This window comes from Arthrobacter sp. 10N410, assembly GCF_056394945.1.
In genome coordinates, this window is record NZ_JBFTIP010000001.1 from 95885 (window position 1) to 120483 (window position 24599).

Annotated in this window: 26 protein-coding genes and 1 riboswitch; of the genes, 14 read left to right on the forward strand and 12 right to left on the reverse strand. The window is 68.4% G+C overall.

Annotation, left to right across the window (positions count from 1 at the left end; genetic code table 11):
- Positions 1 to 132: 132 nt before the first annotated feature.
- The 4 genes from AC1DB8_RS00425 to AC1DB8_RS00440 all read right to left on the reverse strand — a co-directional run bounded on the left by AC1DB8_RS00425 (position 133) and on the right by AC1DB8_RS00440 (position 2446).
- Entirely contained in the window at positions 133 to 507 is a 375-nt protein-coding gene (locus AC1DB8_RS00425; RefSeq protein WP_476892280.1) for a DMT family transporter, read from the reverse strand.
- Complete coding sequence (locus AC1DB8_RS00430; RefSeq protein WP_441416622.1) at positions 507 to 830, reverse strand: DMT family transporter; 324 nt, start codon at positions 828 to 830, stop codon at positions 507 to 509. The genes AC1DB8_RS00425 and AC1DB8_RS00430 overlap by 1 nt, the downstream gene beginning before the upstream one ends.
- A 9-nt stretch (positions 831 to 839) precedes the next feature.
- Positions 840 to 908, reverse strand: a riboswitch (guanidine-III (ykkC-III) riboswitch).
- A 16-nt stretch (positions 909 to 924) separates the two neighbouring features.
- The gene (locus tag AC1DB8_RS00435; RefSeq protein ID WP_441416623.1) at positions 925 to 1665 is read right to left on the reverse strand and encodes a cache domain-containing protein; all 741 of its coding nucleotides are present in this window, start codon (positions 1663 to 1665) and stop codon (positions 925 to 927) included.
- A 40-nt stretch (positions 1666 to 1705) separates the two neighbouring features.
- The gene (locus tag AC1DB8_RS00440; protein ID WP_441416624.1) at positions 1706 to 2446 is read right to left on the reverse strand and encodes a FadR/GntR family transcriptional regulator; all 741 of its coding nucleotides are present in this window, start codon (positions 2444 to 2446) and stop codon (positions 1706 to 1708) included.
- Positions 2447 to 2695: 249 nt separating this feature from the next.
- Between AC1DB8_RS00440 and AC1DB8_RS00445 the strand changes: the two genes are divergently transcribed.
- From AC1DB8_RS00445 to AC1DB8_RS00460, 4 genes are read left to right on the forward strand one after another with little or no spacing between them, the layout of a single operon-like run.
- Positions 2696 to 3769 (forward strand): ABC transporter ATP-binding protein, encoded by a 1074-nt coding sequence (locus tag AC1DB8_RS00445; protein ID WP_476891917.1) that lies wholly within the window; start codon positions 2696 to 2698, stop codon positions 3767 to 3769.
- A 47-nt stretch (positions 3770 to 3816) separates the two neighbouring features.
- On the forward strand, positions 3817 to 5001 hold the full coding sequence (locus AC1DB8_RS00450) for an ABC transporter substrate-binding protein (RefSeq protein ID WP_441416626.1): 1185 nt from the start codon (positions 3817 to 3819) through the stop codon (positions 4999 to 5001).
- 1 nt (position 5002) lies between these two features.
- Positions 5003 to 5929, forward strand: a complete 927-nt coding sequence (locus AC1DB8_RS00455; RefSeq protein ID WP_441416627.1) for an ABC transporter permease — start codon at positions 5003 to 5005, stop codon at positions 5927 to 5929.
- Positions 5930 to 5953: 24 nt separating this feature from the next.
- Positions 5954 to 6781 carry an ABC transporter permease gene (locus AC1DB8_RS00460; protein WP_441416628.1) on the forward strand — a complete coding sequence of 276 codons (828 nt, stop codon included), beginning with the start codon at positions 5954 to 5956 and terminating at the stop codon, positions 6779 to 6781.
- On the opposite strand, the gene AC1DB8_RS00465 is transcribed toward AC1DB8_RS00460, so the two are convergent.
- On the reverse strand, positions 6778 to 7392 hold the full coding sequence (locus tag AC1DB8_RS00465; protein ID WP_476891918.1) for a HutD/Ves family protein: 615 nt from the start codon (positions 7390 to 7392) through the stop codon (positions 6778 to 6780). The genes AC1DB8_RS00460 and AC1DB8_RS00465 overlap by 4 nt on opposite strands.
- 130 nt (positions 7393 to 7522) lie before the next feature.
- On the opposite strand from AC1DB8_RS00465, the gene AC1DB8_RS00470 reads away from it, so the two are divergent.
- From AC1DB8_RS00470 to AC1DB8_RS00485, 4 genes are all read left to right on the forward strand, one after another.
- Positions 7523 to 8122 carry a phosphoribosylanthranilate isomerase gene (locus tag AC1DB8_RS00470; protein WP_476891919.1) on the forward strand — a complete coding sequence of 200 codons (600 nt, stop codon included), beginning with the start codon at positions 7523 to 7525 and terminating at the stop codon, positions 8120 to 8122.
- Positions 8123 to 8276: 154 nt separating this feature from the next.
- On the forward strand, positions 8277 to 8828 hold the full coding sequence (locus AC1DB8_RS00475) for a YceI family protein (RefSeq protein ID WP_476891920.1): 552 nt from the start codon (positions 8277 to 8279) through the stop codon (positions 8826 to 8828).
- A 76-nt stretch (positions 8829 to 8904) separates the two neighbouring features.
- The gene (locus tag AC1DB8_RS00480) at positions 8905 to 9306 is read left to right on the forward strand and encodes a YccF domain-containing protein (protein ID WP_476891921.1); all 402 of its coding nucleotides are present in this window, start codon (positions 8905 to 8907) and stop codon (positions 9304 to 9306) included.
- A gap of 44 nt (positions 9307 to 9350) precedes the next feature.
- Entirely contained in the window at positions 9351 to 9839 is a 489-nt protein-coding gene (locus AC1DB8_RS00485; RefSeq protein WP_476891922.1) for an SRPBCC family protein, read from the forward strand.
- 88 nt (positions 9840 to 9927) lie between these two features.
- On the opposite strand, the gene AC1DB8_RS00490 is transcribed toward AC1DB8_RS00485, so the two are convergent.
- Positions 9928 to 10797 (reverse strand): DUF4031 domain-containing protein, encoded by an 870-nt coding sequence (locus tag AC1DB8_RS00490; protein ID WP_476891923.1) that lies wholly within the window; start codon positions 10795 to 10797, stop codon positions 9928 to 9930.
- Positions 10798 to 10891: 94 nt separating this feature from the next.
- Here AC1DB8_RS00490 and AC1DB8_RS00495 point away from each other — a divergent pair, with 94 nt between their 5' ends.
- From AC1DB8_RS00495 to AC1DB8_RS00515, 5 genes are all read left to right on the forward strand, one after another.
- Positions 10892 to 11302 (forward strand): TOBE domain-containing protein, encoded by a 411-nt coding sequence (locus AC1DB8_RS00495; protein WP_476891924.1) that lies wholly within the window; start codon positions 10892 to 10894, stop codon positions 11300 to 11302.
- Positions 11299 to 12069 (forward strand): molybdate ABC transporter substrate-binding protein, encoded by a 771-nt coding sequence (gene modA, locus AC1DB8_RS00500; protein WP_476891925.1) that lies wholly within the window; start codon positions 11299 to 11301, stop codon positions 12067 to 12069. Before AC1DB8_RS00495 ends, modA begins: the two co-directional genes overlap by 4 nt.
- Positions 12066 to 12899: an ABC transporter permease gene (locus AC1DB8_RS00505; RefSeq protein WP_476891926.1), complete on the forward strand. Its 834-nt coding sequence runs from the start codon at positions 12066 to 12068 to the stop codon at positions 12897 to 12899. Before modA ends, AC1DB8_RS00505 begins: the two co-directional genes overlap by 4 nt.
- The gene (locus AC1DB8_RS00510; protein ID WP_476891927.1) at positions 12896 to 13945 is read left to right on the forward strand and encodes a sulfate/molybdate ABC transporter ATP-binding protein; all 1050 of its coding nucleotides are present in this window, start codon (positions 12896 to 12898) and stop codon (positions 13943 to 13945) included. The genes AC1DB8_RS00505 and AC1DB8_RS00510 overlap by 4 nt, the downstream gene beginning before the upstream one ends.
- 132 nt (positions 13946 to 14077) lie before the next feature.
- Entirely contained in the window at positions 14078 to 15160 is a 1083-nt protein-coding gene (locus tag AC1DB8_RS00515) for an SDR family oxidoreductase (protein WP_476891928.1), read from the forward strand.
- A 7-nt stretch (positions 15161 to 15167) separates the two neighbouring features.
- On the opposite strand, the gene AC1DB8_RS00520 is transcribed toward AC1DB8_RS00515, so the two are convergent.
- The 6 genes from AC1DB8_RS00520 to AC1DB8_RS00545 all read right to left on the reverse strand — a co-directional run bounded on the left by AC1DB8_RS00520 (position 15168) and on the right by AC1DB8_RS00545 (position 21312).
- Positions 15168 to 15686: a carboxymuconolactone decarboxylase family protein gene (locus AC1DB8_RS00520; RefSeq protein ID WP_441416640.1), complete on the reverse strand. Its 519-nt coding sequence runs from the start codon at positions 15684 to 15686 to the stop codon at positions 15168 to 15170.
- A gap of 313 nt (positions 15687 to 15999) precedes the next feature.
- Positions 16000 to 16989: a glycerate kinase gene (locus AC1DB8_RS00525; RefSeq protein ID WP_441416641.1), complete on the reverse strand. Its 990-nt coding sequence runs from the start codon at positions 16987 to 16989 to the stop codon at positions 16000 to 16002.
- A gap of 4 nt (positions 16990 to 16993) precedes the next feature.
- Positions 16994 to 17926 (reverse strand): 3,5-dioxohexanoate:acetyl-CoA acetone transferase, encoded by a 933-nt coding sequence (gene kce, locus AC1DB8_RS00530; protein WP_441416642.1) that lies wholly within the window; start codon positions 17924 to 17926, stop codon positions 16994 to 16996.
- A 20-nt stretch (positions 17927 to 17946) separates the two neighbouring features.
- A complete protein-coding gene (locus AC1DB8_RS00535) occupies positions 17947 to 18711 on the reverse strand; it encodes an SDR family oxidoreductase (RefSeq protein ID WP_441416643.1) in 765 nt (254 codons plus the stop codon).
- 104 nt (positions 18712 to 18815) lie between these two features.
- Positions 18816 to 20135 carry an MFS transporter gene (locus tag AC1DB8_RS00540; protein ID WP_441416644.1) on the reverse strand — a complete coding sequence of 440 codons (1320 nt, stop codon included), beginning with the start codon at positions 20133 to 20135 and terminating at the stop codon, positions 18816 to 18818.
- Positions 20136 to 20253: 118 nt separating this feature from the next.
- Entirely contained in the window at positions 20254 to 21312 is a 1059-nt protein-coding gene (locus tag AC1DB8_RS00545; RefSeq protein ID WP_476891929.1) for a LacI family DNA-binding transcriptional regulator, read from the reverse strand.
- A 575-nt stretch (positions 21313 to 21887) separates the two neighbouring features.
- On the opposite strand from AC1DB8_RS00545, the gene clpB reads away from it, so the two are divergent.
- Positions 21888 to 24545 (forward strand): ATP-dependent chaperone ClpB, encoded by a 2658-nt coding sequence (gene clpB / locus AC1DB8_RS00550; RefSeq protein WP_441416646.1) that lies wholly within the window; start codon positions 21888 to 21890, stop codon positions 24543 to 24545.
- Positions 24546 to 24599 lie beyond the last annotated feature (54 nt).

A 24599-nucleotide genomic window follows, 5' to 3' on the forward strand; every position in this document is an offset into this window, starting at 1 on the left:
GAACCGCGGCAGGCGCGCGGCTATTCCGGCGCTCCAGCCCAGTTCATGCCGGCGGGCGGTCCGGAGCCACGGCGTGTCGCCCGGGATTACCGCTCGGGGCGCGCATTAACTGGGCGGGAGCGCCTAGGATGCCTAGGATTTCCCGGCCGGCAACAGCTTCAGCCCGGCCGCGCAGCCCACAATTCCGGCAATAAACACCAGCTTTAGCGGGCTGGCGGGCTCGACGCCGGTCGCCATCGCCCAGCCGACCGTCAGGGCCGCGCCGATCCCCACCCAGACGGCGTAGGCGGTGCCGAGCGGGATGCGCTTCACGGCCAGGCCCAGCCCCACCATGCTCAGGGTGGCGGCCAGGGCGAAGATCACCGTCGGCAAAAGGCGGGTGAAGCCGTCTGATTCGCCCAGGGCCGTGGCCCAGACAGCCTCCAGCACGGCGGAGGCGAGCAGGATCAGCCAGGCCAGCGTCGCCGCCGGTGCCTTTGCCGCCGCGGGTGTGCGGTCCGCTGCCATCACGCCACGACCTTCAGGCCGGCCACGCAGACAACAATTCCGCCGAGCAGCAGGATCCTGCCGCGGGTCGCCGACTCCACTTTCGTGACCATCGCGTAGACGGCGGTCAGCACGACGCCGACGCCCACCCAGACGGCGTAGGCGGTGCCGGTCGGGATGGACTGCATGGCGATGGCGAGCCCGCCGGTGCTGGCCAGCACGGACACGAGGAAGACGGCGGCCGGCGCGATCCGGCCGCGGCCGGTGGCCTGCGAGGTCCGGTGCAGGGCTGCGGCCCACACGGCTTCCAGCGACCCGGAAAGGATGAGAATCAACCACGACATGACTGCTCCTGTGGCCAGTCTTGTCGCGTGCCGGGTACTGAACCGTCGTCCGGAGGCCGCCGAGGGGGATGGCCTTGATTCCAGCGTAGCAAGCTTAGATACCCGCGGCGCCGCTCCAGATACTGAAGCGTCGGCCCACCCCGAAGACCCGGCATCCCTCAGCGGCGACGGCGAGATCCCCGGCGTCGATATCGGACGCCGCGGACACGATTGCACGGCCGTCCTGGTTGACGAGAGTGGCGCGGTCCCCGATGCGCCTCAGCGCCGGCACTGCACCGCGTTCCAGGCGCTGAACGGTGACGTCCATGCCCACAATGCCTGCCACCGGGCCGTCCGGGCGGCAAAACACCGGGTGGGTGAAAGTCAGGACATTTTCGTCCGTGCAGAGGAAATCAACGTAGGGTCCCGTGACGTGTGGCTGGCCGGTTTCCACCGGAATTCGGAACCACTCGGCCCGCACGTAGCGGCTGATGGCGTTCGGGCTGAAATTGGCCAGGGCGTCCACATGCTCCATCTCGGTTCCCTGCCACCAAGCGATGTAGCTGCGCTCGGGACCAAGCAGCCCGGCATTGGCAAGGAAGCCGGCGCCCGCGGCGTAGCCCTCCGGGGTGCGAACCAGTCCCTCCACCACCGGCCGGATAAGCTTGTCCACCGCAGTTCCGGACACTTTGCCGTCCAGTGCCGCCAAGGCCGCACCTGCCTCCCGGGCCCAGACCGAGAGCCTCGACTCGATTTCGACGACGACGGCGTCCAGCTCGCACGCCGCGGCCCGGGCGGCGTCGTCGGTAGCGGCAGAATCGGCACCGCCGGAGCTGAAAGTGGAGCTATCCGTCATTGGGATCCTTCCCTCGGTCTGGAGATGGCGGCGCAGGCATTCAAATGCGCCTGGCGTGCTCGGCCAGGAGCCAACTAGTCGTTGTCGAAATGAGCGACTTGACTCCGGTTTCCGCCTCGGCCGGCTGGTGTGCCTCGATGGCGCCGGCGGTCCCCTCCAGAATCCGGGCGGACGCGTTCCGGTAGCCGGCGTCGGCGCACGGCAGGAGTGTCAGCGTGCCCAGGTCGGCCTGTAGGCGGATGAGTTCGCGGGCCAGTCGTGCGGAGCGGGCTATGGCGGCCACCTCCAGCAGGAACTCCGAGAGCGCCAGCCGCCAACTCAGCGGGTCGGCGTCGGTGGCCGGGATGAAGGAGCGCAGGGTATCCACGTCGGCCGCGTCGGAGCGGCGTGCCGCGAGGCTGGCGCAGACGGAAGCGATGGCCTGATAGTGCAGCCCCAGGTCGCTGATCTGGAGCCGGGTCAGCTCATCGAGTTGCTCCAGGGCGCGTTCCCGGGATGGCAGGACATTGTCAGCGATAAAGCTTCCGCCGCTGCGCCCGCGGACGGTCCGGATGATCCCCGAGGAACGGAGTTGGGACAGGGCCTCGCGGGCTGTAACGGCTGAAACGCCGAGCGCGGAGGCGAGTTCGGTCTCGTTGGGAAGCCGCTGACCGCTGGTGAGCAGTCCGGTCTCGACCGCCTGCTCGATTCTCCCGCACACCTCGTCGACCAGGCCGCGGGACTTGATGGGGGTAAACACCGCTGCAAGGCTGCGGGATGCGCCCTGTGGTGAAAGCAGCATCCGTTCCTCCCTCGCACTCCGGTCTGGCGTCTCCCGTCCGGTCCGCCCGCGGTTTCCGGAAGCGGTGCGGTTGCCGGCCGCGCGGCGGGTGATGCCATCCTATGGCCGCCCGTGGCCAGGGTCTATACACAAAACCTATGAAGTAATAGTATTTGGCCCAATACCGCATTGTGGCGTGAATCACATCACGCGGCGTCACCTTACCGGAGGTCCGGCAACGGTCTTCCGGCAACTGAGTTAGGCATCCACATGACCGAAACGCGCACGGCCGGAACGTCGACCGCCTCCGGCAGCGTCCCGGCTATCCGCCTGCGCAAACTCACCAAGGTCTTCGGAGACACGGTCGCCGTCGACGGCATCGACCTGGACATTCGGCAGGGCGAATTTTTCTCCATGCTGGGCCCGTCCGGCTCCGGGAAAACCACCGTGCTGCGGCTGATCGCAGGATTCGAACTGCCGACCTCGGGGAGCATCGAACTGGAGGGCCGGGACGTCACGAGGCTGGCTCCCTTCGAACGCGACGTCAACACGGTCTTCCAGGACTACGCCTTGTTCCCGCACATGTCCCTCGTGGACAACGTCGCGTACGGCCTGAGGGTGCGGGGAGTGCCGAGGGCCGAGCGCCGTGAACGTGCCCGCGAGGCCCTGGAACGAGTGCAACTGGGCAAATTCGTGGGCCGCAAACCGGCCCAGCTCTCCGGCGGCCAGCGCCAGCGGGTAGCCCTGGCCCGGGCGCTCGTGGTGGAACCCAAAGTGTTGCTTTTGGACGAGCCACTCGGCGCGCTCGACCTCAAACTCCGCCAGCAGATGCAGGTGGAACTCAAGGAACTGCAGCGCTCGCTGGGCATCACCTTCATCTTCGTCACCCACGACCAGGAGGAGGCGCTGACCATGAGCGACCGGATCGGCGTCTTCAACAACGGCAGCCTGGAACAGATCGGTACCGCCCATGAGATCTACGAACGCCCGGCGGGGACCTTCGTGGCCAACTTCGTGGGGACCTCCAACATCTTCGACGCCGCACACGCCCGGCAGCTCTACGGCCGCCCCGAGCCCGTGTGCGTCCGCCCCGAACGGCTGCGCCTGTCCTGGTCGGGCGCGCCGGAGACGGGCGTCGGTGTCACGGCTCGTCCCGGCACTGTGACCTCGCTCGTGTACGTGGGGCACGCCACGCAGGTACGGGTACAGCTCGACGACGGCCCCGTCGTCGTTGTCCTAGAGCCGGATTCGCTGCCGGGCAGCGATGTCGAGCTGCTGGGGCGCCGCGTGTCGGTGAGCTGGGACGACGACGCCGTCGTCTTGCTGCCGTCCGACGTCGCCTGAGGCCGGACCGCAGGTAACTTTCCACCCCACAACGAAAGGTAAGAATCATGGCTACAAGAATGAAGGCCTCCCTCGTGGCCGGGGTGGCCGCAGCCGCCCTCGCCTTGGCGGGTTGCGGAACCAGCGGCGGCGGCGGGGCCGCCCCGTCGGCGCAGCCGCTCAAAACCGAAATCGGCCAGGGCGAAGGGCAGCTCTCGATCCTCGCGTGGCCCGGCTACGTCGAGAACGGGAGCAACGACCCCGCCGTCGACTGGGTCACGCCCTTCGAAAAAGAGACCCAGTGCAAGGTCAGCTTCAAGCCCTTCGGCACGTCCGACGAAGCGGTGACGCTGATGCGGACCGGCCAGTACGACGTCGTCTCGGCCTCCGGTGACGCCTCCCTGCGCCTGATCGCCGGCAACAACGTGGAGCCGGTCAACATGAGCCTGCTCAAGAACTACGCCGACGTTTACCCGTTCCTCAAGGACAAGGCCTGGAACACGGTGGACGGCAAGAACTACGGGATGCCCCACGGCTGGGGCGCAAACCTGCTGATGTACTCCACCACCAAGGTCACGCCCGCCCCCACCTCCTGGAGCGCCGTCTTTGACGACGCCGACAAGTACACCGGGAAGGTCACGGCCTACGACTCACCCATCTACATCGCCGACGCCGCCGTGTACCTGATGGCGCACAAGCCGGAACTCGGCATAAAGAACCCCTACGCCTTGGACAAGGACCAGCTTGCCGCCGCCGTGGATCTGCTCAAGCAGCAGCGCAAGCACATCGGCGAATACTGGAGCGACGTCGTCAAGGAGGTCCAGGCTTTCGCCGGCGGTAGCACCGTGGTCGGAACCACGTGGCAGGTGGGTGCCAATATCGCCGCCGCTAACGGGACCAAGGTAGCGACCGTGCTCCCGCAGGAGGGTGCCACCGGCTGGTCTGACACTTGGATGATCGGGGCGCAGTCCAAGAACAAGAACTGCGCGTACAAGTGGCTGGACTACATCGCCAGCCCGAAGGCCAATGCTGCGGTGGCCGAATACTTCGGTGAGTCACCAGCAAACCCGAAGGCCTGCGAGCTGACCAAGGATAAGAAGCACTGCGAAACCTACCACTCGGGTGACGCGGCGTACGCAGAGAAGATCTGGTACTGGACCACGCCGGTGGCCGAATGCCTTGACGGCCGCAAGGACGCCAAGTGCACGGATTACTCCGAATGGACCAAGGCCTGGACCGAGATCAAGGGCTGACATGGCATTGCAGACGCTGCACCCGGCGCCCGGCTCGCCGCCGGCCGCCGGCGTGCCGCGGGCACGTCCCAACAAGTTCTCAGCGATGTTGCACCGCTCGCCCGGATTACGGCTGGCGGGGCTGATCACGGCTCCCGCCGGCTGGCTGGTGCTCGTGTACATCGCCGCGCTCGCGGCCCTGCTGATCACCTCGCTGTGGACCGTGGACACGTTCACCGGGAAGGTGTCCACGGTCTGGACAACTGACAACCTGGTGACGGTGGTGACCGATCCGGTCTACCAGCGGATCGCGCTCCGGACTCTGTGGATCGCGGCGGCCGTGACCGTGATCGACATGGTCATCGCGCTGCCGATGGCGTTCTTCATCGCCAAGGTGGCCAGTGCCCGCTGGCAGAAGCTGCTGGTAATCGCGGTGCTGATGCCGCTGTGGGCCAGTTACCTGGTCAAGGCCTACGCCTGGCGCAATGTCCTCGCCGAGGGCGGCCTGCTGGAGTGGGTGGGAGCACCGATCGGCCTGGCGTCGCCCGGCTACAGCGAGACCGCCGTCATTCTGACCCTGTCCTACATCTGGCTGCCGTACATGATTCTGCCCATTTACGCTGGCTTCGACCGTGTCCCGGACTCGCTCCTGGAGGCGTCCGGCGACCTCGGCGCGAAACCTCTGGCGACCATGCGGCTAGTCATGCTGCCACTGCTGGTGCCCTCCATCATCGCCGGGACGATCTTCACGTTTTCGCTCTCGCTGGGCGACTACATCACGGCCCAGATTGTCGGCGGAACCACCCAGATGCTGGGCACCGTGGTGTACGCCAATGTCGGCGCCGCGAACAACCTGCCGCTGGCCGCGGCGGTGTCCCTCGTTCCGATCGTCATCATCATGGCTTACCTGTTCATCGTCCGTCGCTCGGGCGCCCTCAACAACCTTTGACGACCGCCGGAAATAAGGAGCACCGTGAGACTTTCCCGAAGCGCCAAGGCCATCCTCGGCGTCGTCACCGCACTGGTGCTGCTCTTCATTTACCTCCCGCTGCTGCTGGTGGTGGTGAACTCCTTCAACTCGGACCGGACGTTCGGCTGGCCGCCCAAGGGTTTCACCCTGGAGTGGTGGGGCCGGGCCCTCGATTCCACCGGCGTGCGGGAGGCTCTGCTGTCCTCGGTCTGGGTGGCGGTGGTGTCCACTGTCATTTCGCTGGTGCTGGGGACCCTCCTGGCGATCGCCCTGCAACGCTACAAGTTCTTCGGCCGGGACGTCATCAGCCTGCTGGTGATCCTGCCGATCGCCCTGCCCGGAATCGTCACTGGCATCGCCCTAAACAACATGTTCACCACCATCCTCGGCGTATCGCTCAGCCTTTGGACAGTGGTGATAGCGCACGCCACGTTCTGCATGGTAACCGTGTTCAACAACGTTATTGCCCGGCTCCGCCGGATGCACGGGGGCCTGGAGGAAGCCTCCGCTGACCTGGGCGCCGGGGTGTTCACCACCTTCCGGCTGGTGACTTTCCCGCAACTCCGCTCGGCGCTGCTGGCCGGAGGCCTGCTCGCATTTGCCCTGAGCTTCGACGAGATCATCGTGACCACGTTCACCATCGGCGCCGGCGATACGACGCTGCCGATCTGGATCCTGCAGAACCTCTTCCGGCCTAACCAGGCGCCGGTGGTCAACGTCGTGGCCGTTGTGCTGATCGTTGTTTCAATCGTCCCGATCTGGCTGGCGCAGCGGCTCTCGGCCGAATCCGTGGGGGTCGGTGCGGCGAGGGCGAAGGCCGACGAAAGCTAGCCGGTGCCCTCGCCGGCCGGCTCAGCCGGGTCGATTGACACGACGGCGAGGAAGCCGCGGCCCAGGATTTCCGGGGTGTCGCTGTCGGAGCCTACGACGGCGTCGTACCGGCCGAGCGGTTGCGGCGCCGGGTCGGCTGTGTCACCGACGCTGACGGTGGCCTGTCCCTGCATCAGGATGCCGAACTGGCCGGCAAAGACCGGGTGGGCGCGCTTCTTGGAGAGTTCGATGATGGAGGTGTAGCCCTTGAAGGCGCCCGTGCGGGTGATCACGTTCAGATCCCGGATGTCGCCGGTAGGCAGGGCGCCGGCGGCGTCCGCGTCGCCGGAGAACCGGAACGGCCGGTATTTCTCCAGCGGATGCTCGGCGCCGTCCACGGTCAGGAGCAGCAACTCGCCCTCGACCACCGTGAGGACCCGCTCCATCCCGGCAAAGCGGGAGAAAGCGCCGGCCCGCGCCACCTCGGCGATGCTCACCCGCCAGTCCCAGGCGTCATCCGCAGCGGCAGCCCGCCCGGCGGCTGATTCCGGGAACCTGGCCAGTTCGCGGGTCACCCCGCCGCCGTTGCTCCAGGGGCGGGGCTTGAGCTCGGCATACCGGATGATCTCCATCAACCCAGCCTAGCCGCCGGCCGCAGGCCCCCGGGGACCTCCCGGCGCGGGGCCCAATGAACGTAACGTCAGCACGGCCGGTGCGGGCTTGCTAACGTCAAAGCAGCGAAAAACTGCGTAGGGAGCCGGAATGTTCGTCAAAGTGTGCGGCCTCAGCACCCCAGAATCGGTGCTGGCCGCGGTCGACGCCGGGGCCGATGCGCTCGGCTTCGTGCTGACCCGCAGCCCGCGCGAGGTGTCCCCGGACCTCGTCCGTGAACTGCTCGCCGCGGTGCCGCGCGGGCTTCCCGCGGTAGGTGTCTTCCGGCACGAGGCGGCGGCCGACGCCGTCGCCGTGGCCCGCGAAGCCGGGCTGGAATGGGTGCAGCTGCACGGCGACCGCACCGCCGATGATGTCCGCACGGTGCACGACGCCGGCCTCAAAATTATCCGCGCCGTCACCATGTCCGCGGCTCCGGACGCGTTTGCGGACTGGGGCGAGGAGCTGCTGCTCATCGACGCGGCGGTTCCCGGTTCCGGTGAGGCCTGGGACTACGCGTCGGTCCGCGCCTTGGGGCTGGAGGGCCGGGAATGGCTGCTGGCCGGCGGGCTGGACCCGGAAAACGTGGCCGGGGCGGCCGCGGCGGCCGGCGCCTGGGGCGTGGACGTCTCCTCCGGCGTCGAGCAATCCCGGGGGGTCAAGGACCTCGCGAAAATCCGGGATTTCGTGGCGGCGGCCAAAGGGTTCTGACGGCCAGTTGACGTCCCGACGGCGGCCCGACGGCGTGAGGCGGCACCATCCGGCGGACGGACCTATCGCCGTGCGGGCTTCCTCGTTAGCATGCTTCTTAGGCCCTCCGAATCCAGGCGAGCCCCCTCGTCACCCACGTGAAGGAGAAACGGCGATGACCCTGCCCAATGGATTGACCCCCGGCGTCTGGACGCTGGACATGTCCCACAGTGAGATCGGCTTCAGCGTTCGTCATGCCGGGATCAGCAAGGTCCGGGGGCGCTTCAACGAGGCCACTGCGGAGGCCCGGGTCCGGGATTCCCTGGCCGATGCCAGCCTGCACGCCACGATCAAGACCGCGAGCTTCGATTCCGGCGACGCCAACCGCGACGGCCATGTCCGCGGACCGGACTTTTTCGATGTCGAGAACTTCCCCGAGATGACCTTCCGCGCAACGTCCGTCCGGGGCGACGGCGAGGACTACGTGCTCACCGGCGACCTCACCATCCGCGGCGTCACCAAGCCGGTGGACCTCGAAGTCGAGTTCACCGGCGTCGCGGTGGATCCCTTCGGAGCGACCCGGGCCGGCTTCAGCGCCGAGGCGGACATCAGCCGCAAGGAATTCGGCCTGACCTGGAATGCCGCCCTCGAGGCGGGCGGACTGCTCGTCAGCGACAAGGTCAAGATCAACGTCGAAGCGGCCATGGTCAAGCAGGCTGACACCTAAGAACGGTCCGAAGATCAGGGATTGATCAGGGCCAACCCCTGATCCGAATCTGCGGCTCGCGGGAGACAATGAAGCCATGAAGACACTGCTCAACATCATCTGGCTGCTTTTCGGCGGCCTCTGGCTTGCGCTCGGGTATTTCCTTGCCGGCATCGTCTGCTGCCTGCTGGTCATCACCATTCCGTGGGGGCTGGCCTCGTTCCGTATTGCGTCCTACACCCTGTGGCCGTTCGGCCGCATGGTGGTGGACAAGCCCGGCGGAAACGGCGTGTTCACCCTGCTGGGCAACGTCATCTGGCTGCTCGTGGCGGGCATCTGGATCGCGATCGGGCACGTTGTCACGGCCTTCGCCATGGCCATCACTATTGTCGGCATCCCGCTGGCCATCGCCAACCTCAAGCTCATTCCGGTATCCCTGATGCCGCTGGGCAAGCAGATCGTGCCCACAGACCGGCCGTTTGCCGTCAGCTACCGCTAGGGCGCGCCCGGTCCGGACAACCACAGGAAGCCGAGGGAAGAGCAATGCCAGAGCCAACAATCCCGGAGGCAGAGAACAGTAACGATGAACTGATGCTGGTCATCACCCGCGAGTTCCAGGTCCCGATTTCGGCGGTATGGTCCGCCCTGACCGACCCGGAACAGGCGCCCGCGTGGTGGGGGCCGCGCGGTTTCCATACCCCGCGGGAGAGCATCGATGCCGACCTGGAAATTGGCGGCCTCTACCGCGCCTGCATGGTCCAGGACGCCACTGGCCAGCAGTACTGGTGGAGCGGCGTACACACGGACATCGAACCGCCGAACCTGTTCGTGTTCACCCATGCCTGGGACAAGGCCGACGGCACCCGCGGCTTTGAGACCGAGGTGACTTTCCGGCTGGAGGAGATCGACGGCGGTACCCGGATGACGTTCACGCAGGGACCCTTTGACACGGCGGAGAACCGGGACAGCAACGGCACCGGCTGGCGGGAGTCCTTCGACCGTCTCGCCGACCACCTCCGCAAGGCGGCCTGAAACAACCAAGCATCGCGGGGTCACTTAGCGCCATCCCAAAGGGATTAATAGGCGCTAAGTGACCCCGCGATGTGGTGGCGGGACCGAGTCAGGCAAGTTCGCCCTGCAGGTTCCGGCGGGCCGTGTCCTGCCACAGTTCGCGGCCGCGCGCGGTGTGGAAGAGGGGGTCCAGTTCAAGGAGCTGGCGGACGACGGCGGCGCGTCCGGCGGCGAAATCGGTGTCTCCTATGTGGGCGAAGTCTTCGCGGACGGCCGCAAGATAGCGGGCGTAGGCGCCGGGATCGCCGGCCAGGACGGAGAGGTCGGCATCGCTGAGCAGGGCGGCGGGTTCGTCGTCGGGATCCGGCCGATGGTCCGCCGTCATCCTGACCAGCCGCGCGACCTCGTCGACCTCGTCGGCGGGAAGCCCCGCGCGCTCCAGCCGCTCCTCGGCGAGCCGGGCAGACTCCTCCTCGTCTTCGCCGGCGATGCCGAGGTAGACGGCGTCGTGGAACCAGGCCGCGAGCAGCACGGTCCGCGGTGGCCGTGCCGGCGCGGTCAGCCGGTCCAGGGCCTCCAGCACGGCGAGCAGGTGGGTGCGGCCGTGGTACTTCCGGTGCTCCTCGCCCCAGCGGTCCAGCAGGTCGAGGAAGAGCGCGTCGTGGCCGGGGAGGGCCTCGTTCCAGCGGGTCAGCAGCGGCAGTTTCAGCGATCCGTTGCGTCGCCGCGCAGGAATCCGCAGGCCGCTTTCGATCAGTTTGCGGACCAGGATCCGGCCCTCGACGGGGAGGGCGCCGGCCGCCACCAGGGCGTCGTAGCGGGCCTCGGCCACGTCGTAGTGGTCGCCGTCGAACGCCCGCTCCGGGATGCCCGCGGCCCGCGCGAAGGTGTGGAGCTCATCCAGCGAGCTGTCCGAGATGAGGTGCGAAAAGTGCGTTCCGTGGGCGGGCCAGAGCGGGGGATCGAGGTATACGGCCATGCAGGAAGTCTACGAGGCGGCCGAATTGGGCGGTGACCCGGAGATGAAAAGGAAAACGGCCGGATTCTCCGCAAATGCGGGTTACAGTGTCTCTATGCCTACTTTTCGCGTCTCGGAAGCCGCCCGGTTCCTCGGCGTCAGCGACGACACCGTCCGCCGCTGGACCGAAAACGGGAGCCTCGCGCCGCTCAGGGATGAATCGGGCCGGCTCGCCGTGGACGGGCTCGAGCTCGCCACCCTCGCCCGGGAGCAGGCGAAACTGCCCGAGGACCCTGCCCGCGCCGGGAGTTCGGCCCGGAACCGCTTCGTCGGACTGGTCACCGCCATTACGGCCGACACCGTCATGGCCCAGGTGGAGCTGCAGTGCGGGCCCTTCCGGGTGGTGTCGCTGATGAGCAGCGAGGCGGTCCGCGAACTCGGCCTGGAACTGGGCTCCGTGGCCACCGCCGTCGTGAAAGCCACCACGGTGATCATCGAAAGCCCGCATGGAAGGGCCCTCGTATGAGCCGGCTCCGGAAGGCCGCCGCCCTCCTGCTGGCGGGAGCCCTCGCGGCAGGGACCGCCGCCTGCGCCGCACCGGCCGGCGGGGGAGGGGCGGAGAAGAACCTGACAGTGTTCGCGGCGGCCTCGCTCAAGGCGCCGTTCACTGCCCTGGCCCGGGAGTTTGAGGCCGGCCACCCGGGAACCAAGGTGGTACTCAGCTTCGCCGGGTCCGCCGACCTCGCCACGCAGCTCAGCCAAGGCGCACCCGCGGACGTGTTCGCCTCCGCGGACCTGAAGAACATGGCCAAGGTCGCCGACGCAGGCTTGGTGGCAGGCGCGCCCCGGAACTTCGCCAGCAACGTCCTCGCCATCGCCGTGCCTCCGGCCAACCCCGCGGGCATCGGCTCCTTCGCCGATCTGGCGAAACCCGGCGTCAAAGTGGTGGTGTGCGCGGCCCAGGTCCCGTGCGGAGCGGCGGCGAAGTCGGTCGAGGGGAAGAGCGGCGTGGCCCTGAAGCCCGTCAGTGAGGAATCCTCCGTCACCGACGTGCTGGGCAAGGTCACCTCGGGAGAAGCCGACGCCGGACTCGTCTATGTCACCGACGTCCGGGCGGCCGGGAGCAAGGTCAGGGGGATCCCGTTCCCCGAGGCGGCCGCCGCCGTCAACCACTATCCGATCGCCGCGCTGAAGACCAGCAGAAACCAGGAACTCTCGGACGCCTTCATTTCGCTGGTCACCGCAGCCGGGGGCCGGAAGGTCCTCGCCGACGCGGGCTTCGGCAGCCCGTGACGCGCCACGGCTACAGCGGCATTCCGCGCTGGGTGCAGGCCATCGCCGCGGCCGGGGCGCTGTTCGTCCTGCTGCCCCTCGCCGCCATGGTCGCCAGGGTCAACTGGCCGCAGTTCGTCCCGCTGCTCACCTCGGAAGCCTCGCTCACGGCCCTGGGGCTCAGCCTGCGCACGGCAGCGGCGAGTACCGTGCTCTGCGTGCTGCTCGGCGTCCCGCTGGCCCTGGTGCTGGCCCGGGGCGCCTTCCCGGGCCAGCGGCTGCTGCGCTCGTTCGTGCTGCTGCCGCTGGTGCTGCCGCCGGTGGTGGGCGGCATCGCGCTGCTCTACACCTTCGGCCGGCAGGGCCTGCTGGGCCGGAGCCTCGAGGTGGCCGGCATCCAGATCGCGTTCTCGACGACGGCGGTGGTGCTCGCCCAGGCCTTCGTCGCGCTGCCCTTCCTCGTGGTGAGCCTCGAAGGTGCGCTGCGCTCCGCGGGCAGCCGTTACGAGGCGGTGGCGGCAACCCTCGGCGCCCGTCCCACCACGGTGCTGCGCCGTGTCACCGTACCGCTGGTCCTGCCGGGCCTCGCCTCAGGGGCCGTGCTCTCCTTCGCCCGCAGCCTCGGCGAATTCGGCGCCACCCTCACCTTCGCCGGCAGCCTCCAGGGCGTCACCCGCACCCTGCCGCTGGAAATCTACCTGCAGCGCGAGACCGACGCCGACGCCGCCGTCGCCCTCTCGCTGCTGCTCGTCGCGGTGGCGGTCATCGTCGTCGGGCTCAGCTACCGGGGACCGGCAGCGGCCGGCCGCCGGGCGGGCAGCCCCGCGGCCGCCGGGCAGGTGCGGGGATGACGTTCACGCTCGACGCCGCCGTCGCCGCCCGCGGGTTTGACGTCTCGCTGAGCCTGGCGGACGCGGAGACTGTGGCCGTGCTCGGGCCGAACGGGGCCGGGAAGTCCACCCTGCTCTCCGTGGTCGCGGGCCTGCTCCGCCCCGATGCCGGGCGGGCGCAGGTGGACGGCCGGATCCTCTTCGAGCTGGGGCCCGGGCAGAACACCTGGACCGCGCCGCACCGCCGCGGCACCGCCCTGCTGGCCCAGGAGCCGCTGCTATTTCCGCATCTGACGGTCCTCGAAAACGTTGCCTTCGGCCCCCGGAGCGCTGGGGCCGCCAGGGCCCAGGCGAGGGAGACGGCCCGGCGCTGGCTCGCGGAGGTCGACGCGGCGGACCTCGCCGGACGGAGGCCCGGGGAACTCTCCGGCGGCCAGGCCCAGCGGGTCGCGGTGGCCCGGGCGCTGGCCGCCGATCCCGGGCTGCTCCTGCTGGACGAGCCGATGGCCGCCCTGGACGTCCACGCAGCCCCGCTGCTGCGGCGGCTGCTGAAGCGGGTCCTGGCCGGGCGCCGGGCCATCATCGTCACGCACGATGTCCTGGACGCCTACATGCTCGCCGACCGCGTGATCGTGCTGGAACAGGGCCGGATCACCGAGGACGGCCCCACCCGGGACGTGCTCCAGCGGCCCCGCAGCCGCTTCGCCGCCGGGCTGGCCGGGCTGAACCTCGTGGCCGGCACCGTCACCGCGGCCGGGCTCCGGACGGCCGCGGGCCAGGAATTCGCTGGCCGGCATGAGGATCCGCCGGTTCCCGGCCAAAGCGGCGTGGCGGCCTTCCCGCCGTCGGCCGTCTCAGTCTTCCTCAGCGAAGCACACGGCAGCCCGCGCAACTCGTTCCCGGTCACGGTCACCGACTTGGAACCGCATGGCGACCAGATCCGGGTCCGGGCCGGGGAACTGTCCGCGGATGTGACGCCCGCCGCGTCGGCGGACCTTGGCCTGGCGCCCGGAGTGGGCGTCTATTTCGTGGTCAAGGCAGCGGCGGTGTCGATTTACCCGGCGTAGGGCCACTGGAGTGCCGGCCGGGTCTGGGCCACGCCCCGGTCCCGGCGGCTCTGGGCCACGCCCCGGTATCAGCCGGGCCGGCCCCACGGCCTAGGGTGGAGAGAGGCCCGCCCCGCAACCAGGAGGAATCTCGTGCAGAACAACCCAGCCCCAGCCCATGGACGCACCGCCCTGGTGGTCGGAGCCAGCGGCATCGCCGGGTCCGCCCTCGTCACCCTCCTTGCGGAAACAGGCTGGGACGTCTTGGCCCTGTCCCGCGGCGTCGTTGCCCGTCCCGGGGTGCGGCCCGTTAGTGCGGACCTCAGCTCACCGGAGAGCCTTACGGCCGCGCTGGTCGGCGAAAGCCCGACCCACGTGTTCTTCACCGCCTGGTCGCGGCAGGACACCGAACGGGAAAACATCGAAGTCAACGCCGCGCTGCTGCGGAACCTGCTTAACGCCCTGCGCGACAGCCCGGTGGAACACGTTGCCCTGATGACCGGGCTGAAGCACTATCTGGGCCCCTTTGAGGCCTACGCCGCGGGGGAAATGCCGGACACGCCCTTCCATGAGGAGGAACCGCGGCTGCCGGTGCCCAACTTCTACTACGCCCAGGAGGACGAACTGTGGGCCGCGGCCGAACGACAGGGGTTCAGCTGGTCGGTTCACCGTGCGCACACGGTCATCGGCCACGCGGTGGGCAACGCCATGAACATGGGGACCACCCTCGCGGTACAGGCGTCACTCTGCAAGGAGCTGAACCGGCCGTTCATCTTCCCCGGCTCGGAGACGCAGTGGAACAGCCTCACCGATATGACCGACAGTGGACTGCTGGCAGAGCACATGCTCTGGGCAGCCACCGCGGAGTCGGCAGGCAATCAGGCGTACAACATCGTCGACGGCGACGTCTTCCGCTGGCGCTGGATGTGGCCGCGCCTTGCCGCATATTTCGGCGTCGAAGCCGTTGGCTTCGAGAACGAACCCAGGCCGCTGGAAGAGCAGATGCGGGGCATGGAAACGGTGTGGGCAGATTTGGCCGCCCGGCATGGACTCGCCGAACCGGACCTCGCGCGGGTCTCCTCGTGGTGGCACACCGACGGCGCCCTGGGACGCAACATCGAGGTGCTGGCCGACATGAGCAAGAGCCGCCTCGCGGGCTTCACCGGATACCGCCGGACCCTGGACTCGTTCACAGTGCTCTTTGACCGGCTCCGGGCGGACCGGCTGATCCCGTAGCCGCCGGTTACTTGGGTTGGGTTTCCTGGTCCTTGCTGCCCTGGGCCTTGTTCCGCACCGGGTGCTGGCTGACGATCGAGACGCGGTTGAAGGCGTTCATCGTGATCGCCAGCCAGCTGATGGCGGAGAACTCGACGTCGGTGAGGTGCCTGCGCGCCCGGCCTCCTTCGCGCTCGCGGGCCTCGGCGTCGGAGATGTTGGTGATCGCCTCGGCCAGAGTCAGGGCCGCACGTTCCTTTTCGCTGAAAAGGGTGGTGTCGCGCCAGGCCGGGAGCACCGACAGGCGCTGGGCTGATTCACCGTTCTTGACCGCGTCCCCCACGTGAAGGTCCAGGCAGAAGGCACAGCCGTTGATCTGCGAGATGCGGACGTTCAGCAACTCGATCAGCGTCTGGTCCAGCCCTGCCTCCTCCGCGGCTTCCTTGGCCTTCAGGCCCAGGCCGTTGAGCGCGCGCCACGCGGCGGGGTGCGCCTTGTCCAGGAAAACGCTGCGGGTGCTGTGCCCGGGTGCCGGAGTCTCATCCATGACTCCCAGATTACAGAGGTCCGGCCAGTACCGCCCGCGCGTCATGTGACAAAGTTGTCAAACGTGTGACAAGCTTTGCGTGTAGCCATAATTCGATCCGGTGGTCGGTTCCTTGGGGGAGCCGACCGCCGGATCGCTTCTTTTTGCGGGACATGTCCAACCCTCGACGCCTGCCGCCGCGCATGCCCCCTCTCCCCGCGGCCGCCCCTGGGACATGCCCAACCCTTGGCACGAAGAATGGACATAGTGGGATTATGCCCACCGTTCGAGGCCGGGAATGGGCATGTCCGTCCTCCGGGGGAGCGGCCCCGGGTCAGGGCAGGGCGTGTCCGGCGATGCGTGCCACCTGCGACCCCGCGGCCACCAGGGCTTTCGCATCGCTGGCCACGATTACGCCGGCAAAGTGGTCGGCATAGTCGCCCAGGTCCTCGTGGACGGAACCGACGACGGCGTACACGGGCGTCGTGCCGCTGCGGGCCAGGATGGCGGCGATGATCTTGCCTTGGCCGGTCTGGGAGTCCAGCCGGCCCTCCCCGACCACCACCGCGGTGCTGGCGGCGGCGTGGGCCTCGAAGCCGAGCACGTCCAGCACATGGTCGGCGCCGGAGACCAGGCGGGCCCCGTACTTCGCCCACATGCCGCCGGAGAAGCCGCCGGCGGCCCCGGTCCGCTCCAACGGCCGGGGGTCCCGGCCCAGTTCGCGGGCAAACCCGTCCGCCAGCTCGTTGAGCCGCCACGTGAGTACCTCCACCGTTGCCGGGTCCGCGCCCTTCTGCGGGCCGAAGACCCGGGCGGCGTCGGCGAAGCGGGTGGTCACGTCGCTGAGCACCACCACCTCGGCGCCGTCCAGGCCGCCGCGCTCCTCGATGGCGGCGATGGCCCCGGCCCCGCCGTCGGTGGTCGCGGAGCCGCCGGCCGCCACCAGCACCCGCCGGGCACCGAGCCGGACGGCCTCCGCCATCATCACCCCGGTGCCGTACGTGCTGGCACGGACGGGGTCCCGGTCGCCGGTGCTGGGCAGGTTCAGGCCGCTGGCAAACGCAAGTTCGACGACGGCGGTCCCGTCCGGGGCCAGCGCGATGACCGCCTCGACGTCATCGCCCCAGGGTCCCACCGTGCGAACCCGGACCGGCCGGGCGTCGAGGCCCCGGACCAGCACGTCGAAGGTCCCCTCGCCGCCGTCGGCCACCGGCAGTTGGACGGCGGCCGCCCCGGCCGCGCGGATCCCGGCAGCGATGTGGGCGCAGACGTCCGCTGCCGGGAAGGTCCCCTTGAAACTGTCCGGGGCAACGAGGATGCTCACCGGCCTAGAATCCCACTTTGTCGCGGCCCTTGAGCTGCAGCATTTCGCGGGCCTCGTCCGGGGTGGCGATCTCGAAGTTGAGCGCCTCCAGGATGGTGCGGATCCGGGTGACCTGCTGGGCGTTGGACGTGGCGAGCTGGCCGGGGCCGATCCAGAGCGAGTCCTCCAGTCCGACGCGGACATGCGAACCCATGGCCGCACCGATCGTTGCGAGCGGCATCTGGTTCTTGCCGGCGCCCAGGATGGACCACTGGTAATCATCGCCCAGCAGCCGGTCAGCGGTGCGGCGCATGTGCATGAGGTCTTCCGGGTGGGCGCCGATCCCGCCGAGCAGGCCGAAAACGGACTGGACGAACAGGGGGCCGCGGGCCAGGCCGCGGGCGTGGAAGTGGGCCAGGTTGTTCAGGTGGGAGATGTCGTAGCACTCGAATTCGAACCGGGTGCCGTTCTCGTTGCCCAGCCCTAAGATGGTTTCAATGTCCTGGAAGGTGTTCTTGAAGACCAGGTCGCGGCTCTTTTCGAGTCCTTCGCGCTCCCACTCGTGCCCGAAGTCCGTGAAACGGTCCAGCATCGGGTAGAGGCCGAAGTTCATCGACCCCATGTTCAGCGAGGCCAGTTCGGGCTTGAACAGCGCGGCAGGCTGCATGCGCTCCTCCACGGTCATGTGGGGGGAGCCGCCGGTGGTGATGTTGATGACGGCATCGGTGTTGCGCTTGAGTTTGTCCAGGATCGGGGCGAAGTGCTCCGGGTCCTGCGAGGGCCGGCCGTCCTTCGGGTCGCGGGCATGCATGTGGACGATCGCAGCGCCGGCCTCTGCGGCGCCGATCGCGGCGTCGGCGATTTCGTCCGGGGAGACCGGCAAGTGTGGGGACATGGACGGGGTGTGGATGGCGCCGGTGACGGCGCTGGTGATGATGACTTTGCGTGCAGCAGCCATGGGGGTTGCTCCTTCGGGGCTCAGTAAAGCTTTTCGGTGTTGCCGTCGACGGCGAGGGCCTGGCCGTTGACGTTGCGGGCCAGGTCGCTCGCGGCGAAGGCGGCCATGTTCGCGATGTCCTCGGCCTCGATCAGCCGGCCGAGGGAGGACTGGTTGTGGTAGAGCTCGGAAACCTGGTCCGCCGGGAGGTCCAGCATCTGCGCCTTGGCCGCGATGACGGCGTCGATCCGGGGCCCGTTGACGGCGCCGGGGCAGATCGCGTTGACCCGGATCCGGTCCGGGCCCAGTTCGATTGCGAGCGTCTTGGTCAGCCCGACGACGGCCCACTTGGACGCGGAGTAGGCGCTGCGCCCGGCCATGCCGAGCCGTCCCGCCGCGGAGGAGAGGTTCACGATCGAGGCGCCGGTGCCCTGCCGGAGCAGGGGCAGCGCGTGCTTGATGCAGTAGAACTGGCCGTGGATGTTGACGTCGAAGGTGGCCTTCCAGGCGGCGGCGTCGAGGGTTTCGAGCGGGCCGGTGGGGCCGGCGATGCCGGCGTTGTTGACCAGCACGTCCAGCCCTCCCAGTTCCTCGGCCACGGTGGCCATGAGGGCGCGCACCTGGGCTTCGTCGGAGACGTCGCTGACCGCAGCGGCGAGGCCGTTGACGCGGGCCTTCTCGACGGCGTCGGGGTCAATGTCGGTGACGAAGACGGCGGCGCCGAGTTGCTGGAACTTGCTCGCGATGGCCAGGCCGATGCCGTTGGCGCCGGCGGTGACCAGAACGCGTTTTGCGGTGAAATCCATGGGTATTCCTTGCGGTGGTGGTTCGGTGAGCCGCTCCGCCGGCGCGCAGGGGCGCCGGCAGAGCGTTGGCGGTGGAGCGTTCGGTGGCGGCCGGCGTCGGGCGCTTAGTGGGCAGCGGGGACGACGTCGGGCTTCTCGGTGCCGCGCTTGAGCATCAGGGACAGCAGTGCACCGATGATGCACATGCCCACGATGAACCACAGGCCGGAGAGCTTGGAGCCGGTGGCATCCTGCATGAAGCCCATGACGTAGGGGCCGAGGAAGCCGCCGAGCAGGCCGATGGTGTTGACGAACGCGATGCCGCCAGCGAGGGCGGCGCCGCTGAGGCGGGTGGCCGGGTAGGTGAAGAGGATCGGCTGCAGGGCGAAGAAGTTGAAGGCTGCCAGGCAGAAGCCGATCATGCCGAGCAGCGGGCCGCCGACGGCGCCGAGCGCGAAGCCGGCGATGATGCCGATCATGGTGCCGGTGACCAGGAGGCGGGAGCGTTTGCCGTCGGTGGCGAAGCGGGGAACCAGCAGCGCGCCGGCCGCGGAGAAGATCCACGGGATGGCGGTCAGCAGGCCGATCTGCAGCGGGTTGAGCTTGCCGTAGGTGCCGATGATGGAGGGCAGGAAGTAGGACAGGGCGTAGACGGCAATCTGGTGGGTGAAATAGACGCCCACGACCAGGAGGATCTGCTTGTCTTTCAGGACGTCGCGGAGGCGGTGGTTGCCGGAGGCTTCCGCGCCGGCCTTCTCTTCGGCGGCGATCCGGGCCTCGAGGTCGGCGGCCTCCTCGGGGCTGAGGAACGTGGCTTTGCTGGGCCGGTCCGGGAGCTTCTTCCAGACGACGTAGGCCAGGACGCAGGCCGGCAGGCCCTCGACGAGGAACATCCACTGCCAGCCGTGCAGGCCGCCGAGGCCGTCCAGGGTCAGCAGCAGCCCGCCGAGCGGGGCTCCGACGATGTTGGCGATCGAGACGCCCAGCAAGAACATGCCGTTGGCCTTGGCGCGGTCCTTGACCACGAACCACTGGGTCAGGAAGTACATAACGCCTGGGAAGAGCCCGGCCTCGGCGACGCCGAGCAGCATCCGCATGATGTAGAAGGACCACTCTCCCTGCACGAAGGCCATGCCGGCCGAGATGATGCCCCAGGTGATCATGATCCGCATGATCCAGAAGCGTGCGCCCACCTTGTGCATGATCAGGTTCGAGGGGATTTCGGAGAGGGCGTAGGTCAGGAAGAACAGGCCGGCGCCGATGCCGTAGGCGGTGGCGGAGATGCCGAGGTCAATCTCCAGGCGGTCCTTGGCCATACCGATGTTGGTGCGGTCCAGGAACGCCATGATGTAGGCGCCGATCAGCAGCGGCATGACTCGGCGCAGGATCACGCCGTTAATTTCCTGCGGTGTGCGCATCTTCGTTGGTGCGGATACAACTGACATGGGTCTTCGTCCTTGAATTGAGGTCAGGATTGATGGTCAGGGCGGACAGCGGGCAGCGTTCAATCGGCAGCCGACGCTGCGAGGTGGTGCGTTTGGGGAGTTGCGGTTGGTGTGGTGACTAGGTGAGGGCGGGGGTACAGCCGCAGGTGCGGCCGATATGGAGGCGGTGCCGGCACACCAGCGAGGTGTAGTTCCGGGACGGGGCTTCGATGCGTTTGAGCAGCATGGCGAAGGCCTCATGGGCCATCTCCTGCTGCGGCTGGACAATGCTGGTCAGGTTGATCAGTCCGGAGCGGCTGTGCGGCAGCCCGTCGCAGCCGGCCACGGCCACGTCCTCCGGGATCCGCAGGCCCCGCGCCAGGGCGTACTCCATCACGCCGATGGCGAGCTCGTCGCTGCCGCAGACCACTGCCTGCGGCGGGTTTCCGGAGGCGAAGAGACGTTCCGCGGCCAGCCGGCCGCCTTCGTTGTTCACCCGGGTGCTGATCTTGCGGTCCCCGCTGATGACGACGCCGGCGGCGGCCGCCGTCCGCACGAAGGCCTGTTCCCGGGCCAGTGAAGCGGTGGAAAAACGGGGGCCGATCACGGTGGCGATCTCGGTGTAGCCGTGGGCGAGCATGTGCTGCATCAGCAGCGTCGCGGCGGCGTCGTCGTCGATCCCGACAAAGTCTGAATCGAGGAAGTCCGCCCGGCGGGACAGGCAGACGTAGGGGATCCGGGCGGACCTCAGGGTGCGGAGGGCGCGCGCATCGTCCCGGAGCGAGGCGGCGAGGATGACGCCGTCCACGTTGCGGTTCGCGAGCGTGGACGTGACCTGGGCGAGGACCTCCGGATCGTCCTGGGTGGTGGCGACAAAGACCTCGTAGCCGGAATCGGCTGCCGCGGAAATGACGCCCTGCGCCCAGCGCGGGAACATCGGGTTGATGATGTTGGGCAAGATCAGGCCGATCACGCGGGTGCGCTGCAGATCGGTGGACTGGGAGGACTTACGGGGCCTGAAGCCCAGCTCGTTCGCCACGTGGATGATGTGGCGCCGGGTCTCCGGCGAGACACCGCCCTTGCCGTTGAGGACGTAGGACACCGCGGCGGAGGAGACGCCGGCCGCGCGGGCCACTGCGGCTGCTGATACCGGCGCAACGGGGCCATCGGCGGCAACGGTGGTGGCCTGTTCCTGCATTCTGACCCTCCTTCGCGTCGGTTTCGGTCCCTGTGACCTCAGTTACAGTAATTAGCCCGCGCAACGTTAAGCAACGTTAAGTGATGTGGGGTGGGATGTCCGGGTGTGGCATCCGGTCCGACGGACATGCTCTGGCCTGGGTTCGCTCGGTTTCCGCAGCCAGCCCAACGGACATGCCCATCCTTGGACTCGGCCAGTAGACATATCCGGACTATGTCCATTCGTAGGCGCGAGGAATGGGCATGTCCGGACGCTCCAAGGGCTGAGGCCGGGCATGCCCAGCGCCCCGAGCCAAGGATGGGCATGTCCGGAAGCTCGAAGGGTGGCGGCTGAGCATGCCCAGCGCCCCGCGCGAAGGATGGGCATGTCCGGACGCTCGAAGGGCTGAGGCCGGGCATGCCCAGCGCCCCGCGCGAAGGATGGGCATGTCCGTAAGGACGCCCGGCCGCGCCGGAGGACTCCGGCCCTAGACAGCAGTTTCGCCGTGGGCAAACATGGAGCTAAAGGAGCCAATTCCAAAGTTGAGCGGGCTAGACTCAACTTTGACGACAGTTTTATCCCGGAAGGAGCTCTCTTTGGACGCGAAATTCACTACCAAGAGCCAGGAGGCTCTTTCGGCAGCAGCCATGAACGCCTCGACGGCCGGAAACCCGCAGCTGGAACCGGCCCATCTGCTTAAGGCGCTCATGGACCAGCGCGAGGGGGTCGCCGTCGCGCTCCTCCGCGCCACCGGAACCGATCCGGATGCCGTCAGCGTCCAGGCCAGCTCCGCCATCAAGGCCCTCCCCTCCACCTCGGGCGGCTCCGTGCAGCAGGCCCAGCTTTCCCGCGCCGCGATGCAGGCCATCAAGAACGCGCAGAACGAGGCGGAACGGCTCGGCGACACCTTCGTCTCCACCGAGCACCTGCTGCTGGGCCTCGCCTCCGGCAGCGACGACGTCGGGCGGCTGCTCCGCGATGCCGGCGCCTCCCACGAGGCGCTGCTCGCAGCGCTGCCCGGGGTCCGCGGCGACCGCAAGGTGGACAACGCCGACCCCGAAAACACCTTCCAAGCGCTGGAGAAGTTCGGCACCGACCTGACCGCGATCGCGCGCTCCGGCAAGCTGGACCCGGTGATCGGGCGCGACGCCGAGATCCGCCGCATCATCCAGGTCCTCAGCCGCCGCACCAAGAACAACCCGGTGATCATCGGCGAACCCGGCGTCGGCAAGACCGCCGTCGTCGAAGGCCTGGCCCAGCGGATCGTGGCCGGCGACGTGCCCGAGAGCCTGCGCGGCAAGACCCTGGTTGCCCTGGACCTGGCCTCGATGGTGGCGGGCGCCAAGTACCGCGGCGAATTCGAGGAGCGGCTCAAGGCGGTGCTGGAGGAGATCAAGAGCTCCGAGGGCCAGATCGTCACCTTCATCGACGAGCTCCACACCGTGGTCGGCGCGGGCGCCTCCGGGGACAGCTCGATGGACGCCGGCAACATGCTCAAGCCCATGCTCGCCCGCGGTGAACTCCGGCTGATCGGCGCCACCACGCTCGACGAATACCGCGAGAACATCGAAAAGGACCCGGCGCTGGAACGCCGCTTCCAGCAGGTCTTCGTCGGCGAACCGAGCGTGGATGACACGATCGGCATCCTGCGCGGACTGAAGGAACGCTACGAGGCGCACCACAAGGTTTCCATCTCCGACTCCGCCCTCGTGGCCGCGGCGACCCTGTCCAACCGGTACATCTCCGGCCGGCAGCTGCCGGACAAGGCGATCGACCTCGTCGATGAGGCCGCGTCCCGGCTGCGGATGGAGATCGACTCCGCCCCGGAGGAGATCGACCAGCTGCGCCGCCAGGTGGACCGGCTGACCATGGAGGAACTGGCCCTGGCCGGCGAGACCGACCCGGCCTCGGTGGAACGCCTTGCCGCTCTGCGCGCCGATATGGCGGACAAGAAGGAGGAGCTCGCGGCCCTGAACGCCCGCTGGGAGACCGAGAAGGCGGGCCTGAACCGTGCCGGCGACCTGCGCGCCAAGCTGGATGAGCTGCGGTCCGCGGAGGAAAAAGCTGAGCGCGAGGGCGACTTCGAGACGGCGTCCCGGATCCTCTACGGCGAGATCCCGGCCCTGGAACGTGAACTCAAGGCCGCGGCCGAGGCCGAAGCGGCCGTGACCGACAAGTCCGGGCAGATGGTGGCCGACGAGGTGACCGCGGATGACATCGCCGAGGTGATCTCCGCGTGGACCGGCATCCCGGCCGGGCGCATGCTGCAGGGCGAGAGCCAGAAGCTGCTGGAGATGGAGCGCGTCCTGGGCGAACGGCTGATCGGCCAGACCAAGGCGGTCACCGCCGTCTCCGACGCCGTGCGCCGGGCCCGCGCCGGTATCAGCGACCCCAACCGGCCCACCGGATCCTTCCTGTTCCTGGGCCCGACCGGCGTCGGCAAGACCGAGCTGGCCAAGTCGCTCGCGGACTTCCTCTTCGACGACGAGCGGGCCATGGTGCGGATCGATATGTCCGAGTACTCGGAGAAGCACTCCGTGGCGCGGCTGGTCGGGGCGCCTCCGGGCTACGTGGGCTACGAGGAGGGCGGCCAGCTGACCGAGGCTGTCCGCCGTCGTCCGTACTCCGTCCTGTTGCTCGACGAGGTGGAGAAGGCCCACCCGGAGGTCTTCGACATCCTCCTGCAGGTGCTCGACGACGGCCGCCTCACCGACGGCCAGGGCCGCACCGTGGACTTCCGGAACGTGATCCTGGTCCTGACCTCCAACCTGGGCAGCCAGTTCCTCGTGGACCCGAACCTCGACGCCGCCGCCAAGCGGGATGCGGTCATGGCCACGGTGCACGCCTCCTTCAAGCCCGAATTCCTGAACCGGCTCGACGAGGTGGTGCTTTTCGACCCGCTGAGCGTCGAGGAACTCGCCGAGATCGTCGAGCTGCAGGTCAAGGAGCTGGGCGAACGGCTCAAGGGCCGCCGCCTGACTCTCGAAGTATCGGAAGGCGCGCGGGCCTGGCTGGCCGTCACCGGCTTCGACCCTGCCTACGGCGCCCGGCCGCTGCGCCGCTTGGTGCAGCGGGAGATCGGAGACCGGCTGGCCAAGTCCATCCTGGCCGGCGAGATCGCCGACGGCGACACGGTCCTGGTGGACACCGCCCCGGATCTGATGGAGCTCACCATGGGCGGCGCGGACGTGTCCGCGCGGCCCGACGGCGGAGCGTCCACCGGCAGCGGGCTCTCGGTCCGCCGCAAGGAGTAACGCAAGGAGTCACGCCGCGAACGGCAAGGGCCGCCCGCCGGATTCCACCGGCGG